This window comes from Streptomyces roseoviridis (genome assembly GCF_039535235.1).
GTDB classification, from domain to species: Bacteria; Actinomycetota; Actinomycetes; order Streptomycetales; family Streptomycetaceae; genus Streptomyces; species Streptomyces roseoviridis.
This window is the reverse complement of record NZ_BAAAWU010000001.1, coordinates 5,622,800-5,640,782: the sequence shown is the minus strand read 5'-3', so window position 1 is coordinate 5,640,782 and position 17,983 is coordinate 5,622,800. Positions and strand designations below refer to the sequence as shown.

Sequence of the window (17,983 nt, the reverse complement as noted above, 5' to 3'; positions counted from 1 at the left end):
CGGGCCGGCCGACAGTCCCCTTTTCCTCCTCCTGAGTCACGGAGAGCACGACCATGAGCAAGCGCAACAGCCAGGCCAACAAGGCAGCCGCCCGCGAGCGGCTGCGGATCGAGCGGGAGCGGCAGGCCAAGAAGGAGAAGGCCCGCCGCCAGATGATCGTCGCCGCGACCGCGGTCGGCGTCCTCGCCGTCGCCGGCGGCGTCGGCTACGCCGTCGTCCAGGCCGGCAAGCCGTCCGCCTGGGAGACGGCGGCGGACGCCAAGAACGTCACGGCGCCGAGGAACACCGAGGGCGAGAACGGCACCACCGTCGTCATCGGCAAGCCGGAGGCGAAGAAGACCCTGGAGATCTACGAGGACTCGCGCTGCCCGGTGTGCGCGACCTTCGAGCAGAACGTGGGCGCCACCGTCGACAAGGACGTCACCGACGGCAAGTACAAGCTCAAGTACGTGGGCGCGACCTTCATCGACAACGTCGACCAGGGCGAGGGCTCGAAGAACGCCCTGTCCGCGCTGGGCGCCGCGCTGGACGTGAGCCCCGAGGCCTTCCTGAAGTACAAGGCGGCGCTCTACTCCACGAAGTTCCACCCCGAGGAGAGCCAGGACAAGTTCGCCAAGGACTCCTACCTCCTGGAGGTGGCGGACTCGGTCCCGGCCCTGAAGGGCAACGCGGAGTTCCGCAAGGACGTCGAGAACGGCACCTTCGACGCCTGGGCGATGAAGATGTCGAAGTCCTTCGACGCCAGCGGGGTGGGGGCCACGCCGACCCTGAAGATGGACGGGAAGAAGCTGACCGCCGAGGGCAGCGACAACCCGCCGCTGACGGTGGACGAGTTCAACACGGCCCTGACCAAGGCCCTGAAGGGCTGACCGGAGCGGGGCGCGTCCCGGGCCGGTCGGGCCCGGGACGCCCGGCCCCGGGGCGAGGCCCGGCCCGGGACGCCCCGCCCCGGGGCGAGGTCCGGCCCCGGACGGCACTCGGTCAGGGGCGAGGTCCGGCCCGGGACGGCACTCGGTCAGGGCGCGAAGGAGAGCAGCCGGGGCACGGGGCGGTGGTCGTCGCCGCTGACCGTGGACGGGCCGACGACGAGCCGGCCCCTCACATAGGCCAGGTTCCCGGCGAGGGTCTCGTACTCGTGCTTCCCCGCCGCGGCCGGGTGCCGCTGCAGCAGCACCGCCTTCTCCGCTCCCGGTCCGATCCGCCGGACCAGACCGGGCCGGCTGGGGGTGGCCGCCTCGTAGACGACGACCGCCGGCCCGGCGGCGGCGAGGGGGTACAGCCTGCGGCCGCTGTTCTCCCGGACGCCCCAGAGGAGCTTTCCGGTGGTCAGGTCGTAGGCGCCGACCCTGCCCTCGGTGCCGAGGAAGACCGTGTGGGGGCCGACGACCGCTCCGGGGCAGTTCTGGACGCCCTGTCCCGCGTCCCCGGCGTCCGCGCAGTGCTTGAAGCCCTTGCCGCGTGCGTCGACGGTGCCGCGGACCCGGCCGTCGGGCCCAAGCGCGACCACCCGCCAGTCCTCGGCGTACACCTCGGCGTCGAGCGTGGTGATCACGGCGGGTTCGACCGAGAGGACCTTGCCGAGCTTGCGGCCCTTCGGGGTGTCGTGGCGCCACAGCACCCTGCCGGTGGCCGGGTCGAGGGAGCGGATCCTGCTGTACGCCTTGCCCTCGGCGCCGAGCGCGCAGGTGGCGGTCACCAGGAGCCGCCGTCCGCCGGCGACGTCGTCGGGGTAGCAGCCGCCCGGGTCCTCCTTCGGGATGTCGTAGAGCCTGCCGCCGTCGGAGATCCGGTAGGCGGCGGCCTTCATGTTCTGCACGACGGCGACGGTGTCCCCGCTGACGGCGGTGTGCACGATGATCGTGCTGTCCAGCGTGCCGGTCTGGACGAGTTCCTTGTGCCAGCCCTGGCGACCGGTGCGCAGGTCGATCATCCGCATCTGGTTGCAGCGGCTGCCCTGCTGGGAGTCGCGGTTGCGGTGCACGACGACGACCCGTCCGTCGGGCGTGGTGTCGACGGGTGTCTCGCAGACGGGGTGGGGCAGCGGGACGCTCCACAGTTCGGCGCCGTCGCTCAGCCGGCGGGCGGTGACCTTCTTGTACAGGGCCTGCACGACGGTGTCGCCGACGATCCACAGGTCGTGGGCGAGGGTGCTGCCCCGGGGCAGGTCGGTCGGGTCCTGGGCGATCCAGGCCGCCGCCTCCCCCGGCTTCCTCGCCGCCGCGAGCTCCGCGCCGGTCGGGATCCGCTCCGCCTCCGGCACCGGCGCGGTGGTCCGCGGCGGGCGGACGCCCGGGCTCGCCGTGGCGGACGGTCCGGGCGCGGCGTCGGTCCCGCGCCGGTCGGCCGCGCGCTCCTTCAGGAGGTACGCGCCGCCGGCCGCGACGAGCAGCAGGGCGAGTACGGCGGCGAGCAGCGGGAGCGGGCCGGGGCGCCGCCGGCGGGGCGGCGGCGCCCCCGGGCCGGAACCGGAAGCCGGGCCGTCACCGAAGCCGGGTCCGGGCCCGAAGCCGGGTCCGGGCCCGACAGCAGGTCCGGGTCCGACAGCAGGTCCGGGTCCGGAGCCGGGCACCGCCGGTCCCGGGGTCCGGGCGCCGTCGTGCCCCCCGGAGGCGTACGGATTGTCCGGCACCGCGCCTTGCCGTGGACGGTGGTCGTACCAGGGCTGATGGGTCATCGGATCCGTTCCCCCCGCTGCCGATGAGAGATCTGGTGCGCAGTCAGGTTAGCCAGACCGGACCCGCGCCCGGGGCCGGGCCGAAACCCTCTCCGAAGAGTTGGCGAACTTTGCGCACTCCCCTGCCCGTTCGTCATACCAGTGGGTAATCTGACGGCCCGTGACCAGTCGTAAGCTCATATCCGCCCCCAGTCGCCGTACCGTCGTGAAGGCCGCCGCAGTGACGGCCGTCGTGACCCCGGCACTGGTGGCCACCGCCCCGGCCGCACGCGCGCAGTCCGGGGTCCCGCAGTTCCTCCACGGAGTCGCCTCGGGCGACCCGCTGCCCGACGGCGTCCTGCTGTGGACGCGCGTCACCCCCACTCCCGACGCCCTGCCCGGCTCCGGCCTCGGCCCCGACGTCACGGTCGGCTGGGAGCTGTCCGAGGACCGCTCCTTCACCCTGCCCGTGGCGAGCGGCGCGACCGTCGCCACCGCCGCCTCCGACCACACCGTGAAGGTGGACGTGCGCGGTCTGCGCCCGGCCACGTCCTACTGGTTCCGGTTCACCGCCGACGGCGTCGTCTCCGCCGAGGGCCGTACCCGCACCGCGCCCGCCGTCGACGCGGCCGCGCCCGGCATCCGCTTCGGCGTGGTGTCCTGCGCCAACTGGGAGGCGGGCTGGTTCTCCGCCTACCGCCACCTGGCCGCCCGCACGGACCTGGACGCGGTCCTCCACCTCGGTGACTACGTCTACGAGTACGGGACCGGCTCCTATCCGGCCGCGAAGTACACCGTCCGGCGGCACCAGCCGGCCCACGAGATCGTCTCGCTGGCCGACTACCGCCTGCGGCACGCCACGTACAAAACGGACGCCGACCTCCAGGCCCTGCACGCGGCCCACCCGGTCGTCGCGATCTGGGACGACCACGAGTTCGCCAACGACGCCTGGTCGGACGGGGCCGAGAACCACACGCCGGGAGCCGAGGGCGCCTGGGCGGACCGGGTGGCGGCCGCCAAGCAGGCCTACTTCGAGTGGATGCCGGTGCGCACCTCGACCGAGGGCACGGTCTACCGGCGGCTTCGCTTCGGCCGGCTGGCCGATCTGCACCTGCTCGACCTGCGCTCCTTCCGCTCCCAGCAGTCGGGCGTGGGCAGCGGCGCGGTGGACGACCCCGAGCGCTCCCTCACCGGGCGGGCGCAGCTGGACTGGCTGAAGTCGGGGCTGGCCGCCTCGGACGCGACCTGGCAGCTGGTCGGCACCTCGGTGATGATCTCGCCCGTCGCCTTCGGCGCGCTCCCGGCGGACCTGCTCGGCCCGCTGACCGAGCTCCTCGGGCTGCCGGGCGAGGGCATCGCCATCAACGTCGACCAGTGGGACGGCTACACGGATGACCGCAAGGAGCTGCTGCGGCACCTGACGGACCGGGGGATCCGGAACACGGTCTTCCTGACCGGTGACATCCACATGGCCTGGGCCAACGACGTGCCGGTGAAGGCATCGACGTATCCCGTGTCGGCGTCGGCCGCGACGGAGTTCGTGGTGACCTCGGTGACCTCGGACAACCTGGACGACCTGCTGCACGTGGCGCCGGGCACGGTCTCGGTGGTGGCGTCGGGGGCGATCAGGGCCGCCAACCGGCACGTGAAGTGGGTGGACATGGACCACCACGGCTACGGCGTGCTCGACGTGACCGCGGAACGCTCGCAGATGGACTACTACACGGTTTCCGACCGCGCGGACCGGGACGCGACGACGGCCTGGACGCGCTCCTACCGGACTCTGAACGGAACGCAGCGTGTCGAGCGGGTGTACCAGCCGGTCCACTGACGGACACCGGGGGACGCTCATCGGACACCCCTCGGACATCCATACGACGATTTTCAGCCATGATCTCTTCTGTTAACGCGAGATCACGGCGCTACGGCGGGTGGCGCGTTCGGAGCATCGAATCCGGACACACCACCCGCCTTTGGCGTCTCTTCTGTTACGTCCACATCTCAAACTCCGGAACAGGCGCAAGTTTTTCTTCTCGATGTCCCGTTTTGCCCGCTGAATGATTGGGCTTGATCACTCCTCAACGCGGCATGACATGGACGCGTAATCTCCCCGCCGTGGCGAGGAAGTACCTCTCCACAACCCCCCGCGAGGAGTCACCCGTGCGTGCTCTTGTCCGTATATCGCCGCGTATGTCACGTCGTCTGCTCGGCACCGCCGTCATGGCCGGAACCCTGGCCCTGGCCCCGCTCTCCGCCCCGGTGGCGGCCCCGTCGACCACCACCCTGGCCGCCGCCGAGGAGTGCGTGGACAGCCACGACGCCCATGACCACGAGGCCCTGTCCGGCGCCCGCAAGGCCAAGGGCAACGCCACCAAGGCCGAGCCCAACGAGGTCACCGCCGCCCAGGCCAAGGCCATGGACGAGGACCTGAAGAAGAGAGTGGCCGAGGCCCGCGCCGCCGGCCGCGCCACCGCCGCCGCCGGCACCGCCGCGGCCACCATCCCCGTCTACTTCCACGTGATCCACAGCGGGACGACGGGCAAGCTCTCCGCCACGGCCATCAGCAACCAGATGGCCGTCCTCAACTCCGCCTTCGGCGGCCAGGGCACCGGCAACGTGAACACCGGCTTCCAGTTCAGCCTGGCCGGAACCACCTACACGGACAACCCCACCTGGTACAACCTGTCCTCCGGCTCCACCGCCGAGAAGCAGATGAAGCAGACCCTCCGCCAGGGCGGCGCGAACGCGCTGAACATCTACACCGCCAACCTCAGCGGCGGCCTGCTCGGCTGGGCGACCTTCCCGTCCTCGTACCAGTCCAACCCGACCATGGACGGCGTCGTCCTCCTCGACGGCTCCCTGCCGGGCGGCTCGGCGGCCAACTACAACCAGGGCGACACCGCCACCCACGAGGTCGGCCACTGGATGGGCCTCTACCACACCTTCCAGGGCGGCTGCACCGGCAACGGCGACTACGTCGCCGACACCCCGGCCGAGAAGAGCCCGGCCTACGAGTGCCCGACCGGCCGTGACTCCTGCGCCTCCAAGGCCGGCGCGGACCCGATCCACAACTTCATGGACTACACGTACGACGCCTGCATGTACCAGTTCACCACGGGCCAGGTGACCCGCATGAACGACCACTGGACCGCGTACCGCGCCTGACGGACCGTCCGGACACAAGGATGGGGCCCCCGGGGAATACCCGGGGGCCCCACCCCTTCGCGCGTCCGCCGACCGCCCTCAGGCGGTCCGGCCGCCCTCACCTCAGGCGGTCCGGCCGCCGCCCCTACAGGCTGTCCAGGAAGGCCAGCGCCACCGCCCAGGTCCTCTCGGCCGCCTCCGCGTCCCAGTCCGGCAGGTCCGGGTCGGTGTACAGGTGCCCGGCGCCCCGGTAGCGGTACACCTCCACGTCCGCACCGGCCCTGCGCATCTGGAGGTACCAGGAGGACAGCCACTCGTCCGTCTCGAAGGGATCCGGCTCGGCCACGTGCAGCTGCACCGGCAGCTCGTCCACCGACGCCGACGCCGCGATGTCCGAGGTGCCGTGGAAGAGCAGCAGCCCCCGCGCCTTCTCGTCGCCCAGCGCCAGGGTCTGTGCCACCGAGGCGCCGAACGAGAAGCCCATGTAGACCAGTCCGCGCTCCGAGTACGGGGCCGCGGCCATGACCGCCCGCCTCAGCAGCTCGTCCTTGCCGATCCCGTCCCGCAGCGCCATGCCCTCCTCGACCGTCGTGACCGTCCGGCCGTCGAAGAGGTCCGGCGTCCACACCTGGTGCCCGGCGGCCCGCAGCCGCTCGGCCGCGGCCTCCACCGCGGGGGTCAGGCCGTACGCCGAGTGGAAAAGCACGATGTCCATGCGGCCCATCCTGCCACCCGGCCCGCACGGCCCCGGCATCAGCGCATGCTGCGCACGTCCAGCTGGCGCAGCACCCGGTCGACCACTTCCGGGTCGGCTCCCGGTTCGCTGCGCGCGGAGAGGACCGCGTGGCGGGCCGCCGACATCATCTCCCGCTGGATCCGCTGGACGGCCTTCACCCGCTCGACCCGCTGCGCGAACGCGGCCCGCCGCTCCTCGTCCAGCACGTCCGGGCTGATCTTCGCCCCGATGTCGAAGGCCCCGCGCAGCAGCCGCTCGGCCACCTCCTCCGGCAGCTCCTCCTGCTCCTCGATCTCCCTCAGCCGGTGCTTGGCCGCCTTCGCCGCGCGCAGCGCGAGCTCCCGCTCGAAGGCCCGCTCGACGTCCGTGTCGGCCTGCACACCGAGCCGGCGCACCAGCCAGGGCAGGGTGAGCCCCTGCACCACGAGGGTGGCGATGATCACGCAGAAGGCGATGAAGATCAGCTCGTCGCGGCCGGGGAAGGGCGAGCCGTCGTGCGTGCGCAGCGGAATGGCGAGCGCGAGGGCGACCGAGGCCACTCCCCGCATCCCCGACCACCACATGACCACGGTCTCCCGCCAGCTCGTCGGGATCTCCTCGGCGTAGTCGCGCCGGGTGTGCAGCCGCTTCGCCAGCCAGGTCGCGGGCAGCAGCCAGAACAGCCGGACGCCCACCACCACGCCGACGACGGCCGCGCCCCAGCCGAGCATCACCCATCCCCGCTCTTCGGCGATGCCGAAGACGTGGACGAGCTCCAGGCCGATGAGCCCGAAGGCGATGCCGGTGACCAGGGTGTCGACGACCTCCCAGAAGGTCTGCCCGGCGAGCCGCCCCATCACGTCGTCGGCGTCGACCGCGTGCTCGGCGAGGAACAGCGCCGTGACCAGGACCGCGAGGACGCCGGAGCCGTGCAGCTCCTCGGCGAGGACATAGGCGACGAACGGAACGAGGAGGGTGAGCCCGGTCTGGAGGGTGGCGTCGCCGAGGAAGCCCATCAGCTTGTTCGCGGTCCAGCCGAGGGCGAGGCCGGCCACGACCGCCACGACGGCGGACAGCACGAGCTGCCCGAGCGCCTGCGGCCAGGAGAACTGTCCGCTGACCACGGCGGTGATCGCCACGTGGTAGAGCACGATCGCGGTGACGTCGTTGAAGAGCCCCTCGCCCTCCAGGATCGACACGAGCCGGCGGGGCAGTCCCAGCGAGCCGGCGACGGCGGTCGCCGCGACCGGGTCGGGCGGCGCCACCAGGGCTCCGAGCGCGAGCGCGGCGGCCAGCGGAATGCCCGGCACCAGCGCGTTGGCCACCGCGCCGACGGCGGCCGTGGTGACGAAGACCAGGGCCACGGCGAGCAGGAAGATCGGCCGTCTGTTCGCCGCGAACTGCCGCCAGGAGGTGCGCTGCACGGACGCGTAGAGCAGCGGTGGCAGCACCAGCGGGAGGATGTACTCCGGCGGGATGTCGACATTCGGTACGAAGGGCAGGAAGGCCAGCACGATCCCGACGAGGGTCATCAGGACGGGCGCCGGCAGCCCGAGCCGGTCGCCGAGCGGAACGGTCAGCACGGCTCCGAGCAGCAGCAAGAACAACAGGGCCAATTGATCCACGGACCTACCCTGCCACGTATGCCCGTTTTCACCCCTCCGTCACGGTGACGGTCGGCCGGTGCCCCGTCGCCGAGCCCCCGGCCGGGGACCCGGTGAGGGGCCCGGCAGCCGTCCTCGACGTCACCACGGGCAGGGAGCCCGTGCGGAGCACCGGCGACCGACGACAGCGCCGGGGCACCTCCCCCGAAGGGCTTCGGGAAAGAGCGTGCGTACCCGGCGTCGCGAGCCCGGCAGGATCCGGGGGACGGCCCTAGAGGGCTCTGCGCATGGCGCGGTGCGGCATGCCCGCGTCCTTGAACTCGGGCCCGTACGCCTCGTATCCGAGCCGCTCGTAGAAGCCGAGGGCCTGCGTCTGGGCGTGCAGGTCGACGGCGGCGAGCCCGCGCGCGCGGGCCGCGTCCTCGATGGCCCGCACCAGGGCCGCGCCGACCCCGAGGCCGCGGGCGGCCCGGGTCACCGCGAGCCGGCCGAGGGAGCCCACCGAGGCGTCGGCGCCGGTCTTGCCGACCGCGTCCGCCCCGTACAGCAGCCGCCCGGTGCCCAGCGGGACGCCGTCCGCGCGGACCGCGAGCACGTGCACGGCGGTCTCGTCGTACGGGTCGTACTCGATCTCCTGCGGCACGCCCTGCTCCTCGACGAAGACCGCACGGCGCACCGCGAAGCACGCCTCCCGGTCGTCGCCCGTCCGCGCCTCGCGGACCTCGTAGGCCACGGCCCGTGCGGACGAGGCGTCCGTCCCCGCCCCGGTCACCGGCTCTCCGCCGCGATCCGGTCGAGGGCGGTCTGCAGGTCCGCCGGGTAGGTGCTCGAGAACTCGACCCACCGGCCGTCGCCGGGGTGCTCGAAGCCGAGCCGCACCGCGTGCAGCCACTGGCGGGTCAGGTCGAGGCGCTTGGCCATGGTCGGGTCGGCGCCGTAGGTGAGGTCGCCGACGCAGGGGTGGCGGTGGGCGGACATGTGCACCCGGATCTGGTGGGTGCGGCCCGTCTCCAGCTTGATGTCGAGCAGCGAGGCCGCCCGGTACGCCTCGATGAGGTCGTAGTGGGTCACGGACGCCTTGCCGTCGGCGGTCACGGCCCACTTGTAGTCGTGGTTCGGGTGGCGGCCGATGGGCGCGTCGATGGTGCCGCTCAGCGGATCCGGGTGGCCCTGCACCAGGGCGTGGTAGCGCTTGTCGACCGTGCGCTCCTTGAACTGGCGCTTCAGCGACGTGTACGCGTACTCCGACTTCGCCACCACCATGAGGCCGGAGGTGCCGACGTCCAGGCGGTGCACGATGCCCTGGCGCTCGGCGGCGCCGGAGGTGGAGATCCGGTAGCCGGCGGCGGCGAGGCCGCCGATCACCGTGGTGCCGGTCCAGCCGGGGCTGGGGTGGGCGGCGACCCCGATCGGCTTCATGATCACGACGATGTCGTCGTCGTCGTGGACGATCTCCATGCCCTCCACGGGCTCGGCCACGACCTGCACCGGGGCGGGCGCGCCGGGCATCTCGACCTCGAGCCACGCGCCACCGCTGACCCGCTCGGACTTGCCGACGACGGCGCCGTCGACCAGGACCTTGCCTGCGGCGGCCAGCTCGGCCGCCTTCGTACGGGAGAACCCGAACATGCGGGAGATGGCGGCGTCGACGCGCTCACCCTCCAGGCCGTCGGGAACGGGCAGCGTGCGGATCTCGGGACTCGTGCTCACCCGTCGAGTATGCCTTGTGCGGCGGGTGCTCCGTCCGGAGCGCCCGCCGGGCCGTGGACGACTCAGTCCTTGTGGACGGTGCCGTCGGGGTCCAGACCGCGGAAGGAGAGGATCACGATCAGGATGCCGCCGCAGACGATCGCCGAGTCGGCGAGGTTGAAGACGGCGAAGTGGGCGGGCGCGATGAAGTCCACGACCGCCCCTTCGAAGACGCCCGGCGAGCGGAAGATCCGGTCGGTCAGGTTGCCGAGCGCACCGCCGAGGAGCAGACCGAGCGCGAGGGCCCACGGCAGGCTGTAGAGCTTGCGCGCCAGCCGGATGATCACCACGATCACGACGGCCGCGATGCAGGTGAAGATGATCGTGAAGGCCTCGCCCATGCCGAAGGCGGCGCCGGGGTTGCGGATCGCCTCGAAGCGCAGCAGGTCGCCGATCACCTTGATCGGCTCGCGCCCCTCCAGCTTCTCCACCACGATCATCTTGCTGCCGAGGTCGAGCAGATAGGCGAACAGGGCCACCACGAACAGCGCGGCGATCTTCCGCTTGCCCTTCGGCCGCTCCTCGGGAACGGCCGACTCGTCGGCTCCTGCTGAATCCGGCGTACCGATGACGCTCTCCGCCTCTGCCACGTGAGTCCCTCAACCTCGGTCCTGACTGTGCACCGAGGGTACGGCACAGCCGTGCGGCGAGGTCAGCCCCGGCGCTCCTGCTTCTGCTTGTCCTCCACGCAGAGGGTGGCCCGGGGGAAGGCCTGCATCCTGGCCTTGCCGATGGGCTTGCCGCAGATCTCGCACAGGCCGTACGTGCCCGCGTCGAGCCGTTCCAGCGCGTGCTCGGTCTGCTCCAGCATCTCGCGGGCGTTCGCGGCCAGGGCCAGCTCGTGCTCGCGGGTGATGTTCTTGGTGCCGGTGTCGGCCTGGTCGTCGCCGGCGCCGTCGCCGGAGTCGCGCATCAGGCCGGTCAGCTCCTCCTGGGAGTGGGCGAGCTCGCTGCGCAGCCGGAGCACCTCCGCCTGGAGCTCCCTGCGGGCCTCGGCGACCTCCTCGGGGGACCAGGGGTCCTCGCCCGGGCGTACGGCGAGCTCGCCGGCGCGTGCCGGGGGCACCGCGACGTCGGTCTCGGCCGTCGTGACGCCACCCGCGGTCTTCTTCGCTGCCACCGTCCTGGCTCCTGTCTTCTCGGTCGCGGTCTTCCCGCCCGTGGCGGTCTTCTTCTTCACCGGGGTCACCGTGTCCGCCGGCGCGGCGACGGCCGTGCTGTCGACCACCGCCGCCTCGGCCACGGCCTCGGGGGCGGCGGCCCGGGGGGCGGCCGTCTTCCTCGCGGCCGCCTTCTTCGCCGGCGCCTTCTTCGTGGGCGCCTTCTTCGCGGGCGCCTTGCCGGCGGCGGTCTTCGTCGCCACGGAGTTCACCGCCGGCTTCGCCTCCTCCGGCCTCTTCGCCGGTGTCTTCTTCACAAGTGCCTTCTTCGCCGGCGCCTTCTTCACGGGCGCCTCCATGGCCGCGGCCTTCTCGGCCACCGCCTTCTTCGCGGGCGCGGACTTCTTCGCGGCCGGTGCCTTCGCGACCGCCGTCTTCGTGGCCGTCGTCTCCTTCGCGGCGGTCTTCTTCGCCACCATGTCGCGGCCCCTTCACATTTTGTGATCTTGCTCGCGAATCGTGCTGGGACGATAAATCGGCCCAGAGCCCGCGGCAACGGGGCACGCCGCCCGTTCCGCCCGCCCCGACGCCCTGCGGGACGAGCCTGCCTCGGTTGTGCCCAGCTCCCCGGCCGGTTATCCGCGCCGCCGCTCCCCCACTTGGCCGCAGCCGAAGTCCGCCGGCCCCGTGTGCCCATTCGGGTCACGGGAAAAAACGGTCGGCCTCCCCCTGCCCGGCCCCGTACACTGGGCGGAGCGAAAGGCTTGGATGGGGACGAGTAGCGTCGTACGCAGCCATGAGCGACCCGGGGACGGTGAGAGCCCGGGGGCGAGCCCGATGTGAAGCATCACCCCGGAGCTGCCGGAAGAAAGCCGCGGTCGCCCGCGGTGACTAGACCCGGCGTCGCGACCCCAATGAGGGGGCTCAGGGCGTCCGCGCCCGGGGCCAAGGAGGGTGGTACCGCGGGAGCAGTGCTCTCGTCCCTCCGACGGAACGAGGAACATCCGCCGGAGGAAGATCGATGTCTTCGCAGTACCGCCAGGTGCCCGCCCAGGTAGACCTGCCCGCGCTCGAGCGCGCCGTGCTCGATTTCTGGCACGAGAACAAGGTCTTCGCCAAGACGCTGGAGCAGTCCGAGGGACGCCCCGAGTGGGTCTTTTACGAGGGCCCGCCCACCGCCAACGGCATGCCCGGCGCCCACCACATCGAGGCCCGCGTCTTCAAGGACGTCTTCCCCCGCTTCCGGACCATGCGGGGCTATCACGTCGCCCGCAAGGCCGGCTGGGACTGCCACGGCCTGCCGGTCGAGCTCGCCGTCGAGAAGGAGCTCGGCTTCTCCGGCAAGAAGGACATCGAGGCGTACGGTATCGCCGAGTTCAACGCCAAGTGCCGCGAGTCCGTGACCCGCCACACCGACGCCTTCGCCGAGCTGACGACCCGGATGGGCTACTGGGTCGACCTCGACGACGCCTACCGGACCATGGACCCCTCGTACATCGAGTCGGTCTGGTGGTCGCTCAAGCAGATCTTCGACAAGGGCCTGCTGGTCCAGGACCACCGCGTGGCCCCCTGGTGCCCGCGCTGCGGCACCGGCCTGTCCGACCACGAGCTCGCGCAGGGCTACGAGACGGTCGTCGACCCCTCCGTCTACGTCCGCTTCCCGCTGACCTCCGGCCCGCTCGCCGGCAAGGCCGCGCTCCTGGTCTGGACGACCACCCCGTGGACCCTGGTGTCCAACACGGCGGTCGCCGCCCACCCCGAGGTGACCTACGTGGTCGCCACGGACGGCGACGAGCGGCTGGTCGTCGCCGAGCCGCTGCTCGACAAGGCGCTCGGCGAGGGCTGGGTGACCACCGGCGAGTCCTTCACCGGCAAGGACATGGAGCGCTGGACCTACCAGCGCCCCTTCGAGCTGATCCCCTTCGACGCCCCGGCGCACTACGTCGTGAACGCCGACTACGTGACCACCGAGGACGGCACGGGTCTGGTCCACCAGTCCCCCGCCTTCGGTGAGGACGACCTCAAGGTCTGCCGCTCCTACGGCCTCCCGGTCGTGAACCCGGTCCGCCCCGACGGCACCTTCGAGGAGGACGTGCCGCTGGTCGGCGGCGTCTTCTTCAAGAAGGCCGACGAGGCGCTCACCGCCGACCTGGAGGCGCGCGGGCTGCTGTTCCGGCACATCGCGTACGAGCACAGCTACCCGCACTGCTGGCGCTGCCACACGGCGCTGCTGTACTACGCGCAGCCGTCCTGGTACATCCGTACGACCGCCGTGAAGGACCGTCTCCTCCAGGAGAACGAGAAGACGAACTGGTTCCCGGACTCGGTCAAGCACGGCCGCTTCGGCGACTGGCTGAACAACAACATCGACTGGGCGCTCTCCCGCAACCGCTACTGGGGCACCCCGCTGCCGATCTGGCGCTGCGAGGAGGGTCACCTCACGTGCGTCGGCTCGCGCGCCGAGCTGACCGAGCTGACCGGCACGGACCAGTCGGAGCTCGACCCGCACCGCCCGTACATCGACGACGTGACCTTCGGCTGCCCGGCGGAGGGCTGCTCGCTCGAGGCCGTGCGCGTCCCCGAGGTCATCGACGCCTGGTACGACTCGGGTTCGATGCCGTTCGCGCAGTACGGCTACCCGTACCAGAACAAGGAGCTGTTCGAGAGCCGCTACCCGGCGCAGTTCATCTCCGAGGCCATCGACCAGACCCGTGGCTGGTTCTACACGCTGATGGCCGTCGGCACGCTGGTCTTCGACAAGTCCTCGTACGAGAACGTGGTCTGCCTCGGCCACATCCTCGCCGAGGACGGCCGCAAGATGTCCAAGCACCTGGGCAACATCCTCCAGCCGATCCCGCTGATGGACCAGCACGGCGCGGACGCGGTGCGCTGGTTCATGGCGGCCGGCGGTTCGCCGTGGGCGGCGCGCCGGGTGGGCCACGGCACGATCCAGGAGGTGGTCCGCAAGACCCTCCTGACGTACTGGAACACGGTGGCCTTCCAGGCGCTGTACGCCCGCACCTCCGGCTGGGCGCCGTCCGCCGCCGACCCGGCGCCCGCCGACCGCACGGTGCTCGACAAGTGGCTGCTGTCCGAGCTGCACACGCTGGTTGCCGGGGTCACCGAGGCGATGGAGGCGTACGACACCCAGCGGGCCGGCAAGCTGCTCTCCGCGTTCGTCGACGACCTCTCCAACTGGTACGTCCGCCGTTCGCGCCGCCGCTTCTGGCAGGGCGACGCCTCGGCGCTGCGCACCCTGCACGACGTCGTCGAGACGGTCACCCGCCTGATGGCCCCGCTCACCCCGTTCATCACCGAGCGGGTGTGGCAGGACCTGGTGGTCCCGGTGACCCCCGGCGCCCCCGAGTCCGTGCACCTGTCCTCGTGGCCCGAGCCGGACGCGTCCCTGGTCGACCCGGTGCTCTCCGAGCAGATGCTGCTGGTCCGGCGCCTGGTCGAGCTGGGCCGCGCCACGCGCGCCGAGTCCGGCGTGAAGACCCGCCAGCCGCTCTCCCGGGCGCTGGTGGCGGCTGCGGGCTTCGCGGACCTCTCCGAGGAGCTCCAGGCCCAGATCACGGAGGAGTTGAACGTCTCGTCGCTCGCCTCCCTGTCCGAGGTCGGCGGCAGCCTGGTCGACACGACCGCGAAGGCCAACTTCCGGGTGCTGGGCAAGCGTTTCGGCAAGGACGTCCAGGACGTGGCGAAGGCGGTTGCGGCGGCCGACGCGGCGGCGCTGTCGCTGGCCCTGCGCTCCGGCGAGGCGACGCTGGAGGTGAACGGCGAGACGATCACCCTCGTCCCCGAGGAGGTCATCATCACGGAGACCCCGCGCGAGGGCTGGTCGGTCGCCTCGGACTCCGGCGCGACGGTCGCCCTCGACCTGGAGATCACCCCGGAGCTCCGCAAGGCGGGCCTGGCCCGTGACGCGATCCGCCTGATCCAGGAGGCCCGCAAGAACAGCGGCCTCGACGTCGCGGACCGCATCGCCCTGCGCTGGACCTCCTCCTCGCCGGAGACGGCGGAGGCCCTCACGGCCCACGCCTCGCTCATCGCCGACGAGGTCCTGGCCACGGACTACGCGGAGGGCCCGGCCGACGACTCCTACGGCACCCCCTTCGAGGACGAGGGCCTGTCCCTCACCTTCCGCCTCCGCAAGGCCTAACCGCGCGGCGAAGGGCCCGGCACCACGGTGGGTGCCGGGCCCTTCGCCATCCCATGCGGGGGCACCCGCTGGTGCCGGCCCTTCCCCACACCCTCCATGTACGGGCGCCCGCTGGTGCCGCCCCATCCCCACACCCTCCATGAACGGGCGCCCGCTGGTGCCGCCCCATCCCCGCACCCCCCATGAACGGGCGCCCGCTGGTGCCGCCCCATCCCCGCACCCCCCATGAACGGGCGCCCGCTGGTGCCGCCCCATCCCCACACCGCCCATGAACGGGCGCCCGCTGGTGCCGCCCCATCCCCGCACCCCCCATGAACGGGCCCCGCCCTGCTGCGTTGTGCCCACCCGTTCCGCCCCAGCGGAGCGAATGAATGCCCACAACGGTCGCCCCTCCCGGGCCTGGGGGCGCGGCCCTGCGGCGCCAAGCTGCCGCCCCACCCGGGCCGCGGGGGCTCGGCCCCCGCCCCCGCACCCCCGAGGTCTGGGGCGGAGCCCCGGTTCGGGAAGGGGCGGGGTGGGGAAGGAGCCCGCCGCAGGCGCCGCCCGTCCCGCACCCGCGCCACCGCCCTCAGCCGTACACCCGCCCCACCCCCACACACGCAAAAGGGCCGGACCCCAGGGATCACCCCGGGGCCCGGCCCTTGAGACTGCCGACGACGGCTACGCGCATAGCACGCGCTGGTCCGCCGCCCTCAGTTGTCGTCCTCGTCGATCAGGAAGCCGCGCATCGGCGCCGGCGCCTGCTGCATCGGCTGCGGCGCCTGCGGGCGGACCGGAGCCATCGGCTGGGTCATCGCCGGGGACATCTGCTGCTGGCCGCCGTACGACGGGGCGCCGCCCATCGTGCCGTTGCCGCCGAACGACGGCGCGCTCGCACCCGCCGACGCCATCGAGGGGGACGGCGGCAGGGAGGCGGTCGCGGGAGTGCGCGGCGGGGCCAGCGAGTCGTCGGCCTGGGTCTCCAGCTGACGCAGCTGCGACTCCAGGTACGACTTCAGGCGGGTCCGGTACTCACGCTCGAAGCCCCGCAGGTCCTCGACCTTGCGCTCGAGGGTCGCACGCGCGGACTCGAGGGAGCCCATCGCGACGCGGTGCTTCTCCTGGGCGTCCCGCTCCAGGGCGTCGGCCTTGGCTCGGGCGTCCCGCTCCAGGCCCTCGGCGCGCGAACGCGCCTCGCCGACGATCTTGTTGGCCTCGGAACGGGCCTCCGCGATCGCCTGGTCGGCGGTCTGCTGCGCCAGCGAGAGCACGCGCGCGGCGCTGTCGCCGCCCGGGCCCTGGGCCGGCTGCATCTGCTGCATCTGCTGCTGCTGCGGGTGTCCCATGGGGCCGCCCTGCATCGGGCCGGGACCCATCGGGCCGCCCTGCATGGGGCCGGGGCCCATGGGCCCGCCCTGCATGGGGCCGCCCTGCATCGGGCCGGCGGGAAGCGCGGGGGCGCCGGACGGCAGCTGCGGCGGGCCCATCTGCGGGGGCTGCTGCTGCGCCGGAGGTCCGGATATGGCGGCGGGCACGGGGGCGCCGGGACCGACGGGACGATCCTGCGGCTCCGGCGGCTTGCGCATGCCCTGCTGCTGCTGGTTCTGCGCGGCGGCACGGGTGGCCGCGGCCAGCTTGGCGCGCAGGTCCTCGTTCTCGCGGAGCAGACGAGTCAGTTCGGCTTCGACCTCATCGAGGAAGGCATCGACCTCGTCCTCGTCATAGCCTTCTCGAAGGCGGACGGTCGTGAACTGCTTGTTCCGCACGTCCTCGGGGGTCAGCGGCATCTCTTCTTCACCTCTACGTAGTCGTCGGCAGTCGGCAAGACCGTATCGTCCACATCCACCTCCGCCATCACCTCGCGAAGCTGCTCACGATGGAGATCAGGATGTAGACGATGATCATCAGAACGAAGAAGGACAGGTCGAGTGCCACGCCCCCGAGACGCAGCGGCGGGATGAGCCGCCGCAGAAGCTTGAGCGGTGGATCGGTGACAGTGTAGGTGGCCTCCAGAACGACCACCATCGCCTTACCGGGTTGCCATGAACGGGCGAACTGGAAGACGTAGTCCATGACCAGCCGGAAGATCAGCAGGACCAGGAAGCACATCAGCGCGATGTAGATCACCTGCAGTGCGACGCCCATCCCGCGCTTCCCTCTCCCCTGGCTCTCGTGCTCTCACTTGTCCGGCCGCCCTCGCGGCCGGGCCGTTCTCGATCTCGTGTTCTCAGCTCTGGTTGAAGAATCCGCCCTCTGCGATCCGGGCCTTGTCCTCCGCCGTGACATCGACGTTAGCAGGCGACAACAGGAACACCTTCTGCGTCACGCGCTCAATGCTGCCATGGAGTCCGAAGACGAGTCCGGCGGCAAAGTCGACAAGTCGCTTCGCGTCGGTGTCGTCCATCTCCGTGAGATTCATGATCACGGGGGTGCCCTCACGGAAGTGTTCCCCGATGGTACGGGCCTCGTTGTAGGTCCGCGGGTGCAGCGTGGTGATGCGGTAGGGCTCCCGCTCGGACACGACCTTGGGCATGATCACCGGTGCGTTCTTCTCCAGGCTCGGACGTTCGGGTGTGATGGATGCCACGGGGGCAATTCGGGCAGGACGTCCGCTTTCCGCGTGTACTGGCACAGACTGGGCGACGGGTTCGCGCGGTGCGGGCGGCTGGACCACCCGTACCGGCTCCTCGCGCTCGATCTGCCGAGGGGGCTGGTGGCGCCGGTCGCGCTCGGGCTCCGGCTCCAGCTCGGGTTCGAAGTCGTCGTCGGGATCGAATCCACGGCCGTCGTAGCCATCGTCCTCCACGAGGCCGAGGTAGACCGCCATCTTGCGCATCGCGCCGGCCATTCTCTGCATCCTCCGCTCTGTGGTGGATC

Annotated in this window: 15 protein-coding genes; 5 read left to right on the top strand and 10 right to left on the bottom strand. The window is 71.7% G+C overall.

Annotation, left to right across the window (positions count from 1 at the left end; translation table 11 throughout):
• Positions 1-53 precede the first annotated feature (53 nt).
• Positions 54-869 (top strand): DsbA family protein, encoded by an 816-nt coding sequence (locus ABD954_RS25480; protein ID WP_345489260.1) that lies wholly within the window; start codon positions 54-56, stop codon positions 867-869.
• A 146-nt stretch (positions 870-1,015) separates the two neighbouring features.
• Here the strand turns inward: ABD954_RS25480 and ABD954_RS25475 are convergent, their stop codons facing one another.
• Positions 1,016-2,674, bottom strand: coding sequence for an outer membrane protein assembly factor BamB family protein (locus tag ABD954_RS25475; protein ID WP_345489257.1), 1,659 nt, complete (start codon positions 2,672-2,674; stop codon positions 1,016-1,018).
• Positions 2,675-2,834: 160 nt separating this feature from the next.
• On the opposite strand from ABD954_RS25475, the gene ABD954_RS25470 reads away from it, so the two are divergent.
• Both ABD954_RS25470 and ABD954_RS25465 read left to right on the top strand, forming a co-directional pair.
• A complete protein-coding gene (locus ABD954_RS25470) occupies positions 2,835-4,484 on the top strand; it encodes an alkaline phosphatase D family protein (RefSeq protein WP_345489255.1) in 1,650 nt (549 codons plus the stop codon).
• 359 nt (positions 4,485-4,843) lie between these two features.
• Positions 4,844-5,818: a zinc metalloprotease gene (locus ABD954_RS25465; RefSeq protein ID WP_345489253.1), complete on the top strand. Its 975-nt coding sequence runs from the start codon at positions 4,844-4,846 to the stop codon at positions 5,816-5,818.
• 124 nt (positions 5,819-5,942) lie between these two features.
• Here the strand turns inward: ABD954_RS25465 and ABD954_RS25460 are convergent, their stop codons facing one another.
• The 6 genes from ABD954_RS25460 to ABD954_RS33680 all read right to left on the bottom strand — a co-directional run bounded on the left by ABD954_RS25460 (position 5,943) and on the right by ABD954_RS33680 (position 10,985).
• Complete coding sequence (locus ABD954_RS25460; RefSeq protein ID WP_345489251.1) at positions 5,943-6,512, bottom strand: dienelactone hydrolase family protein; 570 nt, start codon at positions 6,510-6,512, stop codon at positions 5,943-5,945.
• 38 nt (positions 6,513-6,550) lie between these two features.
• Positions 6,551-8,137: a Na+/H+ antiporter gene (locus ABD954_RS25455; RefSeq protein WP_345489248.1), complete on the bottom strand. Its 1,587-nt coding sequence runs from the start codon at positions 8,135-8,137 to the stop codon at positions 6,551-6,553.
• Between the two features lie 250 nt (positions 8,138-8,387).
• Entirely contained in the window at positions 8,388-8,888 is a 501-nt protein-coding gene (locus tag ABD954_RS25450) for a GNAT family N-acetyltransferase (RefSeq protein ID WP_382745746.1), read from the bottom strand.
• A complete protein-coding gene (locus ABD954_RS25445) occupies positions 8,885-9,826 on the bottom strand; it encodes an RluA family pseudouridine synthase (RefSeq protein WP_345489246.1) in 942 nt (313 codons plus the stop codon). The genes ABD954_RS25450 and ABD954_RS25445 overlap by 4 nt, the downstream gene beginning before the upstream one ends.
• A 62-nt stretch (positions 9,827-9,888) precedes the next feature.
• Positions 9,889-10,455, bottom strand: coding sequence for a signal peptidase II (gene lspA, locus ABD954_RS25440; protein WP_345489244.1), 567 nt, complete (start codon positions 10,453-10,455; stop codon positions 9,889-9,891).
• Between the two features lie 62 nt (positions 10,456-10,517).
• Complete coding sequence (locus ABD954_RS33680; protein ID WP_382745748.1) at positions 10,518-10,985, bottom strand: TraR/DksA family transcriptional regulator; 468 nt, start codon at positions 10,983-10,985, stop codon at positions 10,518-10,520.
• Here ABD954_RS33680 and ABD954_RS33675 point away from each other — a divergent pair.
• Together ABD954_RS33675 and ileS are read left to right on the top strand one after the other, a co-directional pair.
• Positions 10,954-11,469 (top strand): hypothetical protein, encoded by a 516-nt coding sequence (locus ABD954_RS33675; RefSeq protein ID WP_382745750.1) that lies wholly within the window; start codon positions 10,954-10,956, stop codon positions 11,467-11,469. The two genes, ABD954_RS33680 and ABD954_RS33675, sit on opposite strands and share 32 nt — an antisense overlap.
• 517 nt (positions 11,470-11,986) lie before the next feature.
• Positions 11,987-15,127, top strand: a complete 3,141-nt coding sequence (gene ileS, locus ABD954_RS25430) for an isoleucine--tRNA ligase (protein ID WP_345489241.1) — start codon at positions 11,987-11,989, stop codon at positions 15,125-15,127.
• A gap of 692 nt (positions 15,128-15,819) precedes the next feature.
• On the opposite strand, the gene ABD954_RS25425 is transcribed toward ileS, so the two are convergent.
• The 3 genes from ABD954_RS25425 to ABD954_RS25415 form a co-directional block, all read right to left on the bottom strand.
• Positions 15,820-16,893: a DivIVA domain-containing protein gene (locus ABD954_RS25425; protein WP_345489239.1), complete on the bottom strand. Its 1,074-nt coding sequence runs from the start codon at positions 16,891-16,893 to the stop codon at positions 15,820-15,822.
• A 67-nt stretch (positions 16,894-16,960) separates the two neighbouring features.
• The gene (locus ABD954_RS25420) at positions 16,961-17,251 is read right to left on the bottom strand and encodes a YggT family protein (protein ID WP_345489237.1); all 291 of its coding nucleotides are present in this window, start codon (positions 17,249-17,251) and stop codon (positions 16,961-16,963) included.
• Between the two features lie 82 nt (positions 17,252-17,333).
• Positions 17,334-17,954, bottom strand: coding sequence for a cell division protein SepF (locus ABD954_RS25415; protein WP_265861641.1), 621 nt, complete (start codon positions 17,952-17,954; stop codon positions 17,334-17,336).
• Positions 17,955-17,983 lie beyond the last annotated feature (29 nt).

Excerpts from the sequence above, each read along its gene's own strand:
- ABD954_RS25480 (WP_345489260.1), top strand. The coding sequence starts at position 54 with ATGAGCAAGCGCAACAGCCAGGCCAACAAGGCAGCCGCCCGCGAGCGG.
- ABD954_RS25475 (WP_345489257.1), bottom strand. The coding sequence starts at position 2,674 with ATGACCCATCAGCCCTGGTACGACCACCGTCCACGGCAAGGCGCGGTG.
- ABD954_RS25465 (WP_345489253.1), top strand. The coding sequence starts at position 4,844 with ATGTCACGTCGTCTGCTCGGCACCGCCGTCATGGCCGGAACCCTGGCC.
- ABD954_RS25460 (WP_345489251.1), bottom strand. The coding sequence starts at position 6,512 with ATGGACATCGTGCTTTTCCACTCGGCGTACGGCCTGACCCCCGCGGTG.
- ileS (WP_345489241.1), top strand. The coding sequence starts at position 11,987 with ATGTCTTCGCAGTACCGCCAGGTGCCCGCCCAGGTAGACCTGCCCGCG.
- ABD954_RS25425 (WP_345489239.1), bottom strand. The coding sequence starts at position 16,893 with ATGCCGCTGACCCCCGAGGACGTGCGGAACAAGCAGTTCACGACCGTC.
- ABD954_RS25420 (WP_345489237.1), bottom strand. The coding sequence starts at position 17,251 with ATGGGCGTCGCACTGCAGGTGATCTACATCGCGCTGATGTGCTTCCTG.
- ABD954_RS25415 (WP_265861641.1), bottom strand. The coding sequence starts at position 17,954 with ATGGCCGGCGCGATGCGCAAGATGGCGGTCTACCTCGGCCTCGTGGAG.